The sequence below is a fragment of the Sphingomonas sp. genome (genome assembly GCF_035944535.1).
Lineage (GTDB): Bacteria > Pseudomonadota > Alphaproteobacteria > Sphingomonadales > Sphingomonadaceae > Sphingomonas_B.
On sequence record NZ_DASZBC010000003.1, the window covers coordinates 162,465 to 177,228 of the forward strand.

Below are 14,764 nucleotides of genomic sequence, written 5' to 3' on the forward strand. Positions count from 1 at the left end.
GCGTTAGGGGCCTCGATGACACGACTTTTCCATATCAGCGACCCGCATTTTGGCTGCGAGGACCGTGCGGCCCTCGATTGGGTCCGCGAGCGTATTGCTGTGGAGCGGCCGGATGCCGTGCTGCTGACCGGCGACCTGACGATGCGGGCCCGCACCCGCGAGTTTCAGGCCGCGTGCGACTGGATCCTGACGCTGGACGCACCGGTGACCGTCGAGGTCGGCAATCACGACCTGCCTTACTTCAACCTGCTCGAGCGCTTCTTCATGCCCTATCGCCGCATCCAGCGGATCGAGCGGATGGTCGAGCGCGAGCTGGCGCTGCCCGGCGTCTCGATCGTGCCGCTGCGGACGACCGCGCGGGCGCAATGGCGCTTCAACTGGTCGCGCGGCTGGGTCGGCCCGCGCGCGCTCGCCCGCAGCCTCAAATGCATCGACGCGATCCCCGACCGCAAGGTCGTGCTGGTCACCGCGCACCATCCGCTGGTCGAGGTGCGGCGCGGCAAGGCCATGACCAAGGGCGGGGAGCGGGCACTGGCGGCGCTGGCAAAGGCGCAGGTGACGGCCGTGCTCAGCGGTCATGTCCATGACCCGTTCGACCTGGTTCACGAGACGCCGAACGGCCCCGTGCGGATGATCGGCGCCGGCACCCTGTCGAAGCGCATCCGCTCGACGCCGTGCAGCTTCAACGAGCTGACCATCGAGGGGGGCGGGGTGCGCGTGAAGGTCCGCACCTTCGGCGAACAGGTGCCGACTCCCGACATGCTGATCGACGACGTGCCCCCCAATGCCGAGCCGCCCAAGCCCGGCGAGCCGGTGGCGCCGGTGGGGGCCACTGCCTGACTTTTGTCCGTTCGTTTCGAGCGAAGTCGAGAAACGCGTGTGACGCCACGCTCCGCTTCTCGACTTCGCTCGAAGCGAACGGATGAGAGTTACGCCGCCTCCAGGCAGCGCATCCCCGGCTCGCACTCCGCTTCCGCAGCCGCGGCGTAGAGCAGGCAGTCGACCTCGCCGCCACGCGCGACGCTGTGCCGCTTGACCATGCGTCCGGTCGGCCGGAAGCCGAGCTTGCGCAGCACGCGGCCCGAGGCGGGATTGTCGACGAAATGCCCGGAATGGATAGGCCCCAGCTTCAGCGACTCTCGCCCGGCGCGGAGCAGCGCGTCCGCCGCCTCCGTGGCAAAGCCCAGTCCCCAATAGGGCCGCGCGATCCAATAGCCGATCTCGTGCCCATCCTCGTCCGGGTGGATGCCGACGCCGCCGACCAGCCGCGGCGCGGCGGAGGTGCGCGCAAAGACGAGCAGACTCCAATGCGTCTCCGCCTCTTGCTGAAGCCGCAGATAAGCCTCGGCGTCCGTCATCGTATAGGGCCAGGGGATGCGCGCGGTGTTGCGAGCGATCGCCGGATCGCTCGAGATGGCGCGCTGCACGGCGGCCGCATCCTCGATCCAGCCGGGCCTCAACAACAGCCTGTCGGTACGCACGAACATCCTCGCTCTCCTTGTTTGAGCGCGCCTTGCCGACCTTCGATGACGGCGCGGCGACAATGGAGAGGGAGAAAAACAAAAGGGAGACCGGGGCTACCCGTCTCCCTCGTCACCTGCCTTGGCAGATATTCGGGTCGCCCCAGTGGCGACCCGTTTTCACGTTCGCCCGTTACTCGGCCGCTTCGGCCATAATAGCGTCGACCGATACGTATTTGCGGCCGAGCTTGCCCTCGTGGAATCGCACGCGGCCCTCTGCGGTCGCAAAGAGGGTGTGATCCTTGCCAAGGCCGACATTGCGGCCCGGATAGGTCTTGGTGCCGCGCTGACGCACGATGATGTTGCCGGCAAGCACCTGCTCGCCGCCAAACTTCTTCACGCCGAGGCGGCGGCCAGCGGAATCGCGGCCGTTGCGCGAGGAGCCGCCTGCTTTCTTATGCGCCATGACTAACTACTCCTACGAACCTGTCTTACGCGGCCGCTTCGGCCGGAGCGGCTTCGGCGGTCTCCGCCTTGGCCTTGGTCTTCTTTGCCTTGGGCTGCTCGCCGCCGATCGACAGGATCTTGAGGATCGTGTGCTGCTGGCGGTGGCCATTGCGGCGGCGGTAATTGTGGCGGCGGCGCTTCTTGAAGACGATAACCTTTTCGCCCTTCGCCTGCGCGACGATCTCGGCGGCGACGGTCAGGCCGGCGGTCGCCTTCAGCTCGCCGCCTTCGCCCGCGAGCAGGACATCGCCCAGGGTCACCTGCGACCCGGCTTCACCGTCGAGCTTCTCGACAACGATCTTGTCTCCTGCGGCAACGCGATACTGCTTGCCGCCCGTGCGCACGACTGCGAACATGGCCCTCATCAATCCATCAAAGCTGAACGCCGCGCGGAAACCCTTCCGCACGGGAAGTGGCGCAGCTAAGTGAGCCTGCCCGCCTTGTCAACCGAAACCGCGACTGCCGCGCTGCCGATAACCCCCATATAGTAGAGCGTTGTCGACGCGTTTCCGCCATGGCGAAGCGGTTGACCCGACTCGCCCCTGTCGCTATGGGCCCGTGCTTCCGGGGCGCGGCATCTGTCGCGCCCCTCTCACATTCAAGCCGAACCCCAGAGGACCATCAATGGCGAATACGCCGCAAGCCAAGAAGCGCATCCGTCGCAACAATCGCCGCGCGGACATCAATCACGCGCGCATCAGCCGCATCCGCACTTTCGTGAAGAAGGTCGAAGCGGCGATCGACGCGGGTGACAAGGCTGCGGCCAGCGCCGCCATTGCCGCCGTGCAGCCGGAACTGGCGCGCGGCGTCGCCAAGGGCGTGCTTCACAAGAACACCGCCTCGCGCAAATTCTCGCGGCTGACCAAGCGGGTTTCGGCGCTCGCCTGAGCGCGCGAACCAGACGCTTTCAAGGTTCGGAAAAGGGCTCGTCGGCAACAGTGCCGGCGGGCCCTTTGCTTTGTGACGCTTGCGTTACGGCCAAGTGACGGTCTTTCCTTGATTCGTTCATGGCGCCTGTTGGAACAAGAGGTGAAACTCTACGGAAATCAGCCAGTTTTCAGCTGCTTTCCTGGAAAATGGCGGATTCCCGAGTCAACCTGGATTATTTCCGAAATGCGACAAAGCATCGCTTGATCGACTCACGAATCGAGCCCTACAACTCACTTCCCGGCACTCGAATCAGAGCTTCCGGGACCTAGTTTTGAGAGACGGTCAGAAGGCGCTGGAACCCCGCGTTTCAGCGACGGGAGAGGCTTGTCTCCAGGAAACTGCCGGACGGCCGGGGGGCTGGAACAGGCATAGGGGAGGGGCAATTGGGTCCAATGCTGGTGCGCGAGAAACATATGGATCGGGGCGAACAGGTCTCCGGCGCCTGGGCGGCTATCCGGGAGGGCCTGAAGCGTGACTGCGGTGCGCGGCTGTTCGACCATTGGTTGAAGCCGATCATGCTGGCCGGCATGAGCGACAAGGGCGATGTGGTGCGCCTGACGCTGCCGACCGAGTTCCACGCCAATTGGGTCCGCGCGCATTATGCCGACCGGCTGCTGCTCGCCTGGCGAGCCGCGCTGCCGATGGTTCGCGAAGTCCGCATCGACGTCGCGCCGAACGACATTGTGACCCGCGTCTACACGGCCGACGAGGCCGAGGTCGCGCCGACAGCGCCGCCGGCGCCGGGCTTCGATACGCGCCAGACCTTCGAGCGGTTCGTGGCTGGCGACGAAAACCGCGTGGCCTTCAACGCCGCCAAGGCGCTCGCCAATGGCGAGCTGCGCTTCTCGCCCCTGTTCATCCATTCGGCGACCGGGCAGGGCAAGACCCACCTGATGAACGCGATCGGCGCCGCATACCGCGCGCGCGTGCCCTCCGCGACCATCCTGTTCATGTCGGCCGAGCGCTTCATGGTCGAGTTCGTCTCGGCAATGCGCGACAAAGACACGCTCACCTTCAAGAGCCGGCTGCGTTCCGCCGACCTGCTGATGATCGACGATGTCCAGTTCATCTCGGGCAAGGGATCGACGCAGGAAGAGTTCCTTCACACGCTCAATGAGCTGACCGGCGCCGGCAAGAAGGTCGTCATCAGCGCCGACCGCGCGCCGCAGGCGCTCGACGGCGTGGAAAGCCGCATCCTGTCACGGCTGGCGAGCGGCCTGGTCGTCGACATCAAGCCCGCGACCTTTGCCCTCCGGCTGAAGATCGTGAAGGCCAAGCTCGCCACCATGGCCGATGTCCAGATGCCGGAGGCCGTCGCCGAGCTTCTCGCGGCTCGCATCCAGACCAGCGTCCGGGAATTGGAAGGAGCGCTCAATCGGTTGACGGCCTATGCGCTGCTCAACGACCGGGCGATCGACCTTGCGTTCGCGCAGGAAGTGCTGGGCGAGATGCTGAACGCATCGACTCGCCGCATCACCATCGATGAGATCCAGCGCGCCGTGTCGGCCCATTATGGCATGCGTCAGGCGGAGATGGTCTCCGCCCGCCGCGCCCGCGCCGTGGCCCGGCCGCGCCAGATCGCCATGTATCTGGCGAAGCGGCTGACGCCCCGCTCGCTGCCGGAAATCGGCCGGCGCTTTGGTGGCCGCGACCACACGACCGTCATCCACGCGGTCAAGCAGATCGAGCGCCTCCGCGGCGAAGACGCCGACCTCGACGCCGACGTCCGCACCCTGATCCGCCAGCTGGAAGCGTAATCGTCATTGCGAGGAGCGTAGCGACGAAGCAATCCACCTGGCATCAAGCCCCGAACTGGATTGCTTGGCTACGCTCGCAATGACGAGGGGTGTACGACCCTACCGCCGGCTCGGCAGTGGAATGCTCACTTTCACCGTCTGTCCGGAGTTCCCCGGGAAGCCCGAGAACATCGCCTGCACCAGATTCGGCACTAGCCACGGCAGGTCACCAGATCCGGACGTCGCAGCCGTGGATGAGTGAACCTCTAATGCCATGCCTGTGTTGTCCATCGACATGGCAGCAGTTGGATGTCGACAAGCGCTCCTCAGCGGACACTGAAAAATGCGATGGTCGCACTTAGGAGCCGCAGAAGCAGGCCCGAGTATCGGAATGGGCCTGCGCTACTGGGCCCATAGGTATGTAAAGCACGGCGTTCCTCGAAAAACCGCTCCTCGCCCCCGGCCTCTAGTTCCGCCAATCGCGCTTGCCTGTGTCTTTCCTCCTGGGCCCGTTTAGGCGGTGGCCAAAAAGTCAGAACAAGGCAAAGTACAATACCGGCAAGCACGGGGTATTGCTCAGCGATGAGGCGCAGCATCTGACCTTGCTAGCGCTGCTATGGCCGGTATCCACTCATGACGGCATCAGCAGCAGGGTCAGTCGGCATCTCCGCTGACGACCTATTGCAGACGCCTGTTGCGGGTGGAACAGTCGCCAAGTGAGCACCCGAAACAACGAGTTCGACTATCGCTCTGACGAAGTGCCAGATACGGCGCTGTTCGTCGTCGCGGACGAGCCATTGCTGGTATTCCCGTCAGTCGCGGCTGCTCAGCAGTATCTTGAAGCGGTGGATGTGCAAGACGGCGTCTACCCGGCTGCATATGGGCCGACTGGTAAGCCCTATCGCGTGGGCACCCGTGGTCGGCAGGTTGTGATTGAACCTACTGGTGAGACCGAGAAACCTGACGAACTAAGGACACTACTCGTCCAGTATCTGCACAGGCGGATCATCCGCGAAGCAGACGTTCATGTCTCACTTGAGGCGCTCGTCGAGGATGTTTGGAAGATCGAGAGCAGTTTTTGGCAGGAGCACGATCCATACGGCGACCGCTTCGGTAGTCGCATACCGGCGTGGGGCTGCTTGGCGTTCCTCTTAGCGGTAGCAACGATCCTCTACCTCGTCCTAGGTAACCCGGCATGTCCGCAATCCACCCATTGCGGACACCCTTGATGGAGAGGTCACCCGAGCCCGGCTCGGGTGAACCTGACAGCTACGATACGCCCCCCCAAGAGAGAGGGGCTAAGCCCAAGCCCTAAGACCCGGCCCGCCGGCTCGGCAGCGGAATGCTTACTTTCACCGTCTGTCCGGAGTTCCCCGGGAAGCCCGAGAACATCGCCTGCACCAGATTCGGCACCAGCCAGGGCAGGTCGTCGGACCGCGAAGTCGCCCGTGCGGTGCCTTCGAACACGCGCTCGCCGCCATTGGTGCGGTTGATCTCCATCCGCAGCTGGCTGTCATAAACGGTGTAGCTGCGCACGTCGGCGCCCCAGTCCGGGCCCCAGAAAGGATCGTAGAAGCCCCAACGGCCCCAGCCGCCGCGCGCCCAGCCGCCGCGGCCCCAGCCCCAGCCGCCATAGGGGTGACCCCAATAGCCGCCCCAGCCCCAGCCGGTGAAGCCGGGCGTCGTCGTCACGCGCTCGCGGCCATTGTCGACGAAATAGTCGAGGCTGACCACCAAATTGGCCGACCGTGCATCGCTCGCAGGGCGATAGCCGAAGCGCTGCAGTTCCTGGGCGACCAACCCGGCATAGGAGCGAAACTCGATGCTCCCCTCCAGCTTCGGATCGACCGGCTGGATGGTGAAGGTCTCGCCCTGCGGCGCGGGCGGCAGCATCGAAAAGCGGTTCACCCGGGCGTCGAACGTCTGGGAGCAGCCGCTCAGCGCGGCGAGCGCCAGCGGCGCCGCGGCAGCCGCGAGGATCTTTTTAGACAACATGTGCGAAACCCCTCGCATTTTTTACTTAATCTGAATGACCTAGACCAGCTGAACATCGGTTGAACGCTCCCAAGCGTCAACTCGTCGCCTGGCCTGATGTCTCTACATCCATGGCGCTGCTCGCAAACCGCTTAAGGAACGGCTCTTTCAACAGTTTGCGTGCGATAGCTTCGGCTGCCTCATTATCTCTCGCGATCAGCCGGACGATGACGTTCTTATCGGTCGCGCGCACTCGCCTCTTGATCGTCAATGCCCCTTTGCACCGCCTCATCGCTCAACCGGCTGATTTCGTCCGTCGACCTCTTTGGCCCTGGCCAGCGCGGAAGCTGATCAAGGTCAGCGGTCGTGGTGTCTGCCAAATCCCGTGGGCCCTCACCTGACAAGATCGAGTTGGCGCTCATCCTTTCATCTTTAACGTAGACGAGGGTTCAGCAACTACCATCCGAGCTAACGGCAGAGCCCCAGTGCACGATAAGCGCCGTCGAGCCGGGGCTGGGCGAGCGTGCGGGCGCGGGCAGCGCCGTCGTCCAGCACCTTGTCCAGAGCCGCCGCGTCGCTTCTCAGCGCCATGAAACGATCGCGGATCGGGCGCAGGGTCTCGACCAGCCGCTCGGTGAGCGCCGGCTTGAATGCGCCGAAGCCCTGGCCGGCATATTGCCCCAGCACCTGCTCGATGCTCTCATCGCCAAGCGCCGCGTGAATCGCGACCAGGTTCCGCGCCTCCGGGCGGCCGTCCAGCTCATCAGTCAAGGCGGGCAGGGGTTCGGGGTCGGTCTTCGCCTTGCGGATTTTCTGAGCGATGGTGTCGTCGTCATCGGCCAGGTTGATCCTGGACATGTCGGACGGATCGGACTTGGACATCTTGGCCGTGCCGTCGCGCAAGGACATGATCCGCGCAGCGGCGGGCGGGATGATCGGCTCGGGCAGGGTGAAGAGTTCCACCTCGTAATCGGTGTTGAACTTGGTCGCGATGTCGCGGGCGAGTTCAAGATGCTGTTTCTGGTCTTCGCCGACCGGCACGTGCGTGGTGCCGTAGAGCAGCACGTCGGCCGCCTGCAGCACCGGATAGGCGTAGAGTCCGATGCTCGCGCCTTCGCGGTTCTTGCCTGACTTCTCCTTGAACTGCGTCATGCGGTTGAGCCAGCCGATCCGCGCCGTGCAGAAGAGCAGCCAGGCCAATTCGGCATGCGCCGGCACCCGCGCCTGGTTGAACAGGATCGCTTTCGCCGGATCGACACCCGCTGCCAGCAGGGCCGCCGCCATTTCGCGCGTGTTGGCGGTCAGCTCCTCCGGCTTGTTGTAGACGGTGATCGCGTGCAGGTCGGCCAGGAAGAACAGCGTGTCGCCGCCCTTGGCCGCATTCTCGTCCTGCATCCTCACCCAGTTGCGGATCGCGCCGAGATAGTTGCCGAGATGGAGGTTGCCGGTCGGCTGGATGCCGGAGACGATGCGCATCAGGCAGACTTCTTCTTTCTGAGCAGGACGAGAATGTCCTCGCGGTTCATGGCGCCGATCACCCAAGCGACGGAGAAGTAAACGAGGGCGCCGGTTCCGGTAATCGCGGCGACTGCGAGCAGCCGCTTGCCGGTCGAGCCGTCGAACCAGCCTTGGAACAGATGGCTGACGCCCCAGATCGCTGCGGCCATCAGCAGACCGGCGAAGAGCTGGCGGACGATCCGCCCCCACAGCCAGCCTTGCACCTGGAAATGCCCGCGCCGCGCCAGGATCACGTAGAGCGCCAGCATGTTGAACCAGGCGGTCAGCGCCGTCGTCGTCGCCAGCGCGGCAATGCCGAGGAACGGGATCAGCGCAAAGTTCAGCGCCACGCCCAGCACCAGCATCGCGACCGCGATCCAGACCGGAGTCTTCACGTCCTTGCGGGCGTAGAAACCGGGAGTGAGCACCTTGATCAGCACATAAGCGGGCAGGCCGGCGACGATGATCGACAGCACCAGCGCCGTCGTCGCTGCGTCCTCCGCCGTGAAGCGTCCGCCCTGGAACAGCGCCGCCGTCATCGGCCCCGCTGCGACGGCCAGCGCGATCGTGGCCGGCAAAGTCAGCAGCATCGACAGCTCGACTGCCTGGCTCTGGATGCGCGCCGCGTCGCGGGCGTCGCCGCGGTCCACCGCGCGGCTCACCGCCGGCAGAATCGCCGTTCCCAGCGCCGATCCGATGATCGCAAGCGGAAGCTGGTTCAGACGGTCGGCGAAGCCTAGATAGACGAGCGACCCTTCGGGCAGGCTGGTTGCGAAATAAGCGTAGAAGAACTGGCTCAGATAATAGATGCCGCCGCCCACCGTTGCGGGGAGGATCAGGATCAGCAGCTCCTTCACGCGCGGCGTCATTTTGGGGAGCCGAAGGCGGATCTTCATGCCCGCCCGGTGCGTCGCCCACCAGCAGAGCGCCAGCTGCAGCACGCCGCCGACGACCACCGCCCAGGCGGTCGCTTCCGCCGTCTCCGGCCCGCCCTCATGATGCAGGAGTAATGCGGCGATCAACGCGAAGTTGAGCAAGGTCGGCGCGAACGCGGCCGCCACGAACCGCGTCAGCGAATTCAGCACGCCGGAGAAAAGCGACACCAGGCTGATCAGCAGCAAATAAGGGAAGGTCACGCGCGATAGGTGGACAGCAAGCTGGAATTTTTCCGGATCGTCCCGCCAGCCCGCCGCCAGCAGCCAGACAAAGCCGGGCATGAAGACCATGAACACCGCGGTGATCAGCAGGAGGATCGGCATGAACACCGACAGTACCTCCTCGGCGAACACGCGCGCGTCTTCCTGGCCGTTCTCCTTGTTCAGATACTGGCTGAACAAGGGCACGAAGCCCGACGAAAAGGCGCCTTCGCCGAACAGCCGGCGGAACAGGTTCGGGATGGTGAAGGCGAGGATGAAGACGTCCGCCGCCATCCCCGCGCCCATTACTCGCGCGAAGATCATCTCGCGCGCAAAGCCGAAGATGCGGCTGACGAGCGTCAGGCCGCCGATCGTTCCCGTCGCTTGTATCAGCCTCATCGGTCAGGTCCTCGCCCGGCGAGGATGCCGGCTCAGGCCTGACCCGCCGGCTGACCTTCGCCGAGCTGCGCCGCCTGCTGCGCCTGCTGCATGTAGAGTCCGGCAAAGTCGATCGGCTCCAGCATCAGCGGCGGGAAGCCGCCGTCGCGCACCGCATCGGCCAGCACGCGGCGGGCGAAGGGGAAGATCAGGCGCGGCGCTTCGGCATAGCAGAAAGGCTGAATCTGCTCTTCCGGCACGTTGCGGATGCCGAACAGCCCAGCATAGGCAAGCTCGACCGCGAAGGCGACGCCCTGATCGCCATGGGCGCGCACATCGACCTTCAGCACCACTTCATAAACGTCGTCCGCCGCCTTGTTCGAGCTGATGTTGAACTGCACGTCGATCTGCGGCTGCACCTGCCATTGGTAGACGGCCGGCGAGTTCGGGTTCTCGAACGACAGGTCCTTCACATATTGGGAGATGATGCCGACCTGCGGCATGTTGTCGGCGCCGTTCGCGAACTGCTCGTCGCCAAGCGTGCCTGTTTCCTCAACCATATATTCGAACCTTTCTGAAGACCGTCAGGGGCTCTGCCCTTCGGTGCGGGCGGTTAGCAGCAAGGCGGCAGGCGGGCAATGCTTTGGGGGGCGGATCGGAACCCGTTCCCCAAGCATTTGAAACGAGCGCGCCGCGCGCCTATGTTGCCACGGTTGTTCTGTTCGGAGGTTTGGTGGTCGGCATCGTTTTGCTCGCTATGGTCGCCGCGTTTCTCGCGCTGCGGCTCTACATGGTGCTCGGCAAGCGGAGCGGCCATGAACAGGCGCTGCCGCCCAAGCCGGCCGAAGAGCGGCTGGCCCCCATCCTCGCACCGCGCACCCAGGCGGACCAGGCCGTCGAGCCTGTAAATCCCGCCGACAGCGTCATCGATCCGGACGCAGCTCAAGGCATGCGCGCGATCCTTTCCGCCGACCCGTCCTTCGACGTCGCCCGTTTCATCGACGGCGCCAAGTCCGCCTATCGGATGATCCTGGAAGCATTCTGGCGCGGCGACGAGGAAGAGCTGTCCTGGCTGGTGGCGCCCGAGGTGAAGGAGGCGTTCGCTGCCGCAATCGCTGAGCGCAAGGAAGCGGGCCACACGCTTGAGAACCGGCTGATCTCGATCGAGAACGCGAAGATCGTCTCGGCCCGTCTGGAGAACCGGACGGCGCTGGTCACCGTCCACTTCACCGCCGATATCGCCGCCGTCACGCGCGACGCGGATGGCAATGTCGTCGCCGGCACGCTCGAAGACGCGGTGACGACGAACGACAGCTGGACCTTCATGCGCAACCTGCGCGAGTCCGATCCCAACTGGCTGCTGGTCGAAACCGACGAGGCGGCGTGATCCGCAACCGGGGGGTATTGGCGCTGGCGCTGCTGCTCGGCGCCTGCGTTCCCAAGCCGAGTCCGCCGGTCGCGCGACCCCCGGCGCCCATGACATTGCCCACCCCTGCACCGACGCCCACTTCAACACCCGCGCCGGCTAACGCGCGCAGCCTCGGCCTGCGTGCCGGTCCGGCGATCGCCTCCCTTCCGATATCTGCGGAGGGGGCGCAGCGGGCGCTCACGGCCTTTCGTATCAGCTGCCCCAGCCTCATGCGCCGGACGGACAATTCCGGCATCGCTGCCGATTGGCGCGCTGCCTGCGAACGAGCGCGCGTTGAGGCCGACGCGCGGAGCTTCTTCACCTCGGCCTTCGAGACGGCGCAGGTCGGCGATGGCGCCGCGATGGTGACCGGCTATTATGAGCCGGAGATTGCCGCCTCTCGCGAACCCCAGCCGGGGCTCGTCCCGGTGCTGCGCATGCCGCCGGAGCTGGTCGAGCAGCAAGTGCCGGTCTGCCCGCCCGCCGTCGACCCGGCGACGCAGCAACCCAACCCCGCCGCCTGTCCGCTCCAGAAGCAGCGCGGCCGCATCGTCGATGGCCAATACATCCCCTATTATGATCGTGCCGAGATCGAGGCGGGGGCACTGAACGGACAGGGACTGGAGATTGCCTGGGCCGATCCGATCGACCTCTTCTTCCTGCAGATCCAAGGCTCTGGCCGGCTGCGTTTCGCCGACGGCAGTATCGTCCGGATCGGCTATGCCGGGCAGAACGGCCATCCTTATACCGGCATCGGCTCGCTGATGCGGCAGCGTGGGCTGCTCGGAGCGGGGCAGACGAGCATGCAGGGCATGGTCGCCTGGCTCCGCGCCAACCCGGAAGCCGGGCGCGCGCTGATGAACGAAAACCGCTCTTACGTCTTTTTCCGCGAACTGACCGGCCCCGGCCCGCTCGGCGCCATGGGCCTGCCGGTCACGCCGCAAGGCAGCGTCGCCGCCGACCCCCGCTTCGTGCCGCTGGGCGCCCCGGTCTTCATCGACGTCGAACATGCAGTCGCCGACGGTCTCTGGATCGCACAGGACACTGGCGGCGCGATCAAGGGCCCGAACCGCTTCGACACCTTCTGGGGCCCCGGCGAAGAGGCCGCTCGGATCGCGGGCGGCCTGCTCAGCCGCGGCAAGGCCTGGCTGCTGCTGCCGCTCGGCACGCTCGACCGCATCGCCCGGGAGGGCACCAGTGCAGGGGCGCCGGCTCAGCGCTGAAGAAGCGAGCCTCTGGGCTCGCGTCATCGCAACCGTCGAGCCGCTGGCGGGGAGGGGGGCGGCAGAGCCCTCACTAACTCCCGCCCTTCCAAGCTCCCCGGCGAAGGCCGGGGCCCAGATCGCCGCCAAGCCACAGAATGGACCCCGGCCTTCGCCGGGGAACAGCAAAGCCAACACCCTGGACGGCAGCTGGGACCGCAAGCTCACTCGCGGCACGGTCCAGCCGGACATCGCCGTAGACCTGCACGGCCACACGCTCGACAGCGCCTATCGCGCGCTCGATGCGGGCCTCGATCGCGCCATAGCCCAGGGCGCGCGTGTCCTGCTCCTCGTCACTGGCAAGCCGCGCGAGCCCGGCTCAGGCCGCGGCGCGATCCGGGCTGCCGTCGGCGACTGGCTCGCCGCCTCCCGCCACGCCGACGAGATTGCCGCTGTCCGCGGCGCACACCCGCGCCATGGCGGATCGGGCGCGCTCTACATCATCCTCAAGCGCGCGCGGAAATAGCGTTCCCCGGCGCAGGCCGGGGCCCAGGAGTCGTCGCCGCGAACGCCAGCGATGGACCCCGGCCTGTGCCGGGGAACACAGTTCTAGATCGCCTGGGCCGAGCGCTGCTCCTAGCCACTTCTTAACTCCTTCTCCGCCATAGTCCGCGCTTTCGCAGTTCGAGGACGCGGCGCCAGAGCGATGGAGAGATTGACGCTGAAAAGCAGGGCGATCGCGTTCGCCTTTTGCAGCGGCGCCGTCGCCTTCATCCTTGCATTGTTCGCGACCGCGCAAAGCGGCATCGAGAGCGGCGATCTCACCCGCTCCGTCATCATCGCGATCGTTTGTGCCGTGATGAGCTGGGCGTCGGCCGAACGCGCCATTGCCGGCTATGCCGAAGCAGTGGACGATTCGATCGCACGGCTCGCTCAGGCTGCCGAGGGCGATCTGACCTCCCCGACCCCGTCGCGCGTCTCGACTGTCTTGCCCGAACTCGCCTCCTCACTGGACGGGTTGTTGACCCAGGTGCGGAGCAATCTCGACCGGGTCCATACGCTGGCGATGTTCGATCCGGTCACCCAGCTGCCGAACCGCACCCATTTTCGCCGCGAGGCGGGCGAGCTGCTGGAAGCGCTGGAACCGAACGAGGTGGCGGCGCTCTTCTTCATCGATCTCGACAAATTCAAGTCGGTCAACGACACCTTCGGCCATGCCCAGGGCGACCAGCTCCTCATCAAGGTCGCCGACCGCCTTCGCTCCCTCGTGGAAAGCAGGGAGGGGCGTCTCACCTTCCAGTCGCCGCCGCTGATCGGACGGCTGGCGGGCGACGAGTTCACCATGCTTGCCTCCGGGCTCGCCTCTGCCGACGAGGCCGAACGGATAGGCGACGCGCTGCTCGACACGCTCAGCGAACCCTATGAGCTGCTCGGCAGCGAAGTGGAAGTCGGCGCGTCGATCGGCGTCGCCATCCGGCCGGACCAGGGTCATTCGCTGCACGATCTGATGCGCGCCGCCGATATCGCGATGTATCATGCGAAGGCCAATGGCCGCGCTCGCGTCCAGCTCTTCACGCCCAGCCTCGCCGCCAGACTTGCCGACAATATGCGGCTGGAAACCGAACTGCGCGAAGCGGTCGAAGGCGATCAATTCGCCTTCTTCTTCCAGCCCCAGCTCTGCCTCGCCACCGGTCGGGTAGTCGGAGCCGAGGCGGTGCTGCGCTGGCGGCATCCCGCGCTCGGCCTGCTGGCGCCCGACCGATTCCTGCCGCACGCCGAGAAGACCGGTCTGGTGCACGAAATCGGCTATTGGGCTGTGGAGGCGATCGCCGCCGCGCTCGGCCGCTGGGAGCGGCTCGGCCTGACCACTCGCATTGCCGCCAATGTCAGCGCCCGGCAAATGGCGCGGCCCGACTTTTTCGCGCAGGTGCGGCACGCGCTTGCCCGTCATCGGGCCTCGGCCGACCTGCTTGAGCTGGAGATTAGCGAATCGATTGCGATGCGCTGCGACGACATGGCGCTGGCAGGCATAGCGCGGCTGCGCGAACAGGGCGCGACCGTCGTCATCGATGAGTTCGGCAGCGGCTATTCCAGCCTGTCGCGGCTGCAGGAAATGCCAGTCGATCGCGTCAAGATCGCTGGCTCGCTGATCACCGACCTAGCTTCGTCGGAACAGGCGCGCACCATCGTCCAGTCGGTGATCGCGCTGGTCCACGGCCTCGGCTACCATGTCGCGGCGGATGGCGTTGAAAGCCGTGCCCAGCGCGCCATTCTCGAAGTCGCCGGCTGCGATCACATCCAGGGACCCGCTATTGCCGGGCCGATGGCCGAGGCCGATTTTCACGCCTGGCTGAGCGAACGCCAGGACCAGCTTCGCCGCGCCTGAAGATTTCCTCTGTCCTACAGGCCCGCCGCTGTGCCAGCATGACGGCATGAACAAGGCTCTGGCGATCGCTCCACATCCCGAGATTCACAGATTGCACGTGCAGAATGTGCGGATTGTGCGGATTGTGCGGAACGTGCGGATTGGACAGCC

Annotated in this window: 15 protein-coding genes; 8 read left to right on the forward strand and 7 right to left on the reverse strand. The window is 65.5% G+C overall.

Annotated elements, in window-relative coordinates; genetic code table 11:
* Window positions 1-15: 15 nt before the first annotated feature.
* Window positions 16-840: a metallophosphoesterase gene (locus VGT77_RS02695; protein ID WP_327459314.1), complete on the forward strand. Its 825-nt coding sequence runs from the start codon at window positions 16-18 to the stop codon at window positions 838-840.
* 89 nt (window positions 841-929) lie between these two features.
* Here VGT77_RS02695 and VGT77_RS02700 read toward each other — a convergent pair whose 3' ends face one another.
* From VGT77_RS02700 to rplU, 3 genes are all read right to left on the reverse strand, one after another.
* A complete protein-coding gene (locus VGT77_RS02700; RefSeq protein ID WP_327459316.1) occupies window positions 930-1,487 on the reverse strand; it encodes a GNAT family N-acetyltransferase in 558 nt (185 codons plus the stop codon).
* Window positions 1,488-1,653: 166 nt separating this feature from the next.
* Window positions 1,654-1,926 (reverse strand): 50S ribosomal protein L27, encoded by a 273-nt coding sequence (rpmA, locus tag VGT77_RS02705; protein WP_327459318.1) that lies wholly within the window; start codon window positions 1,924-1,926, stop codon window positions 1,654-1,656.
* Between the two features lie 25 nt (window positions 1,927-1,951).
* Entirely contained in the window at window positions 1,952-2,323 is a 372-nt protein-coding gene (gene rplU / locus VGT77_RS02710) for a 50S ribosomal protein L21 (RefSeq protein WP_327459601.1), read from the reverse strand.
* Window positions 2,324-2,591: 268 nt separating this feature from the next.
* On the opposite strand from rplU, the gene rpsT reads away from it, so the two are divergent.
* The 3 genes from rpsT to VGT77_RS02725 all read left to right on the forward strand — a co-directional run bounded on the left by rpsT (window position 2,592) and on the right by VGT77_RS02725 (window position 5,862).
* Window positions 2,592-2,855, forward strand: a complete 264-nt coding sequence (gene rpsT / locus VGT77_RS02715; RefSeq protein ID WP_327459320.1) for a 30S ribosomal protein S20 — start codon at window positions 2,592-2,594, stop codon at window positions 2,853-2,855.
* A gap of 434 nt (window positions 2,856-3,289) precedes the next feature.
* Window positions 3,290-4,654, forward strand: coding sequence for a chromosomal replication initiator protein DnaA (dnaA, locus tag VGT77_RS02720; RefSeq protein WP_327459322.1), 1,365 nt, complete (start codon window positions 3,290-3,292; stop codon window positions 4,652-4,654).
* A gap of 695 nt (window positions 4,655-5,349) precedes the next feature.
* On the forward strand, window positions 5,350-5,862 hold the full coding sequence (locus VGT77_RS02725) for a hypothetical protein (RefSeq protein WP_327459324.1): 513 nt from the start codon (window positions 5,350-5,352) through the stop codon (window positions 5,860-5,862).
* An 82-nt stretch (window positions 5,863-5,944) separates the two neighbouring features.
* Here VGT77_RS02725 and VGT77_RS02730 read toward each other — a convergent pair whose 3' ends face one another.
* The 4 genes from VGT77_RS02730 to secB all read right to left on the reverse strand — a co-directional run bounded on the left by VGT77_RS02730 (window position 5,945) and on the right by secB (window position 10,178).
* A complete protein-coding gene (locus VGT77_RS02730) occupies window positions 5,945-6,628 on the reverse strand; it encodes a DUF4136 domain-containing protein (RefSeq protein WP_327459326.1) in 684 nt (227 codons plus the stop codon).
* 447 nt (window positions 6,629-7,075) lie between these two features.
* Entirely contained in the window at window positions 7,076-8,083 is a 1,008-nt protein-coding gene (trpS, locus tag VGT77_RS02735) for a tryptophan--tRNA ligase (RefSeq protein WP_327459327.1), read from the reverse strand.
* On the reverse strand, window positions 8,083-9,639 hold the full coding sequence (murJ, locus tag VGT77_RS02740; protein WP_327459329.1) for a murein biosynthesis integral membrane protein MurJ: 1,557 nt from the start codon (window positions 9,637-9,639) through the stop codon (window positions 8,083-8,085). Before murJ ends, trpS begins: the two co-directional genes overlap by 1 nt.
* 32 nt (window positions 9,640-9,671) lie before the next feature.
* Window positions 9,672-10,178 (reverse strand): protein-export chaperone SecB, encoded by a 507-nt coding sequence (gene secB, locus VGT77_RS02745; protein ID WP_327459331.1) that lies wholly within the window; start codon window positions 10,176-10,178, stop codon window positions 9,672-9,674.
* A gap of 173 nt (window positions 10,179-10,351) precedes the next feature.
* On the opposite strand from secB, the gene VGT77_RS02750 reads away from it, so the two are divergent.
* The 4 genes from VGT77_RS02750 to VGT77_RS02765 all read left to right on the forward strand — a co-directional run bounded on the left by VGT77_RS02750 (window position 10,352) and on the right by VGT77_RS02765 (window position 14,614).
* A complete protein-coding gene (locus tag VGT77_RS02750) occupies window positions 10,352-11,005 on the forward strand; it encodes a Tim44/TimA family putative adaptor protein (protein WP_327459333.1) in 654 nt (217 codons plus the stop codon).
* Between the two features lie 251 nt (window positions 11,006-11,256).
* Window positions 11,257-12,249: a murein transglycosylase A gene (locus VGT77_RS02755; protein WP_327459335.1), complete on the forward strand. Its 993-nt coding sequence runs from the start codon at window positions 11,257-11,259 to the stop codon at window positions 12,247-12,249.
* Entirely contained in the window at window positions 12,224-12,754 is a 531-nt protein-coding gene (locus VGT77_RS02760; RefSeq protein ID WP_327459337.1) for a Smr/MutS family protein, read from the forward strand. Before VGT77_RS02755 ends, VGT77_RS02760 begins: the two co-directional genes overlap by 26 nt.
* 180 nt (window positions 12,755-12,934) lie before the next feature.
* Window positions 12,935-14,614 carry a putative bifunctional diguanylate cyclase/phosphodiesterase gene (locus tag VGT77_RS02765; protein ID WP_327459339.1) on the forward strand — a complete coding sequence of 560 codons (1,680 nt, stop codon included), beginning with the start codon at window positions 12,935-12,937 and terminating at the stop codon, window positions 14,612-14,614.
* Window positions 14,615-14,764: the final 150 nt, after the last annotated feature.

Coding starts and splice junctions, on each gene's coding strand:
- rplU (WP_327459601.1), bottom strand. CDS start 2,323: ATGTTCGCAGTCGTGCGCACGGGCGGCAAGCAGTATCGCGTTGCCGCA.
- trpS (WP_327459327.1), bottom strand. CDS start 8,083: ATGCGCATCGTCTCCGGCATCCAGCCGACCGGCAACCTCCATCTCGGC.
- VGT77_RS02730 (WP_327459326.1), bottom strand. CDS start 6,628: ATGTTGTCTAAAAAGATCCTCGCGGCTGCCGCGGCGCCGCTGGCGCTC.
- dnaA (WP_327459322.1), top strand. CDS start 3,290: ATGCTGGTGCGCGAGAAACATATGGATCGGGGCGAACAGGTCTCCGGC.
- rpsT (WP_327459320.1), top strand. CDS start 2,592: ATGGCGAATACGCCGCAAGCCAAGAAGCGCATCCGTCGCAACAATCGC.
- VGT77_RS02695 (WP_327459314.1), top strand. CDS start 16: ATGACACGACTTTTCCATATCAGCGACCCGCATTTTGGCTGCGAGGAC.
- VGT77_RS02765 (WP_327459339.1), top strand. CDS start 12,935: ATGGAGAGATTGACGCTGAAAAGCAGGGCGATCGCGTTCGCCTTTTGC.
- VGT77_RS02755 (WP_327459335.1), top strand. CDS start 11,257: ATGCGCCGGACGGACAATTCCGGCATCGCTGCCGATTGGCGCGCTGCC.
- murJ (WP_327459329.1), bottom strand. CDS start 9,639: ATGAGGCTGATACAAGCGACGGGAACGATCGGCGGCCTGACGCTCGTC.
- rpmA (WP_327459318.1), bottom strand. CDS start 1,926: ATGGCGCATAAGAAAGCAGGCGGCTCCTCGCGCAACGGCCGCGATTCC.
- VGT77_RS02700 (WP_327459316.1), bottom strand. CDS start 1,487: ATGTTCGTGCGTACCGACAGGCTGTTGTTGAGGCCCGGCTGGATCGAG.
- secB (WP_327459331.1), bottom strand. CDS start 10,178: ATGGTTGAGGAAACAGGCACGCTTGGCGACGAGCAGTTCGCGAACGGC.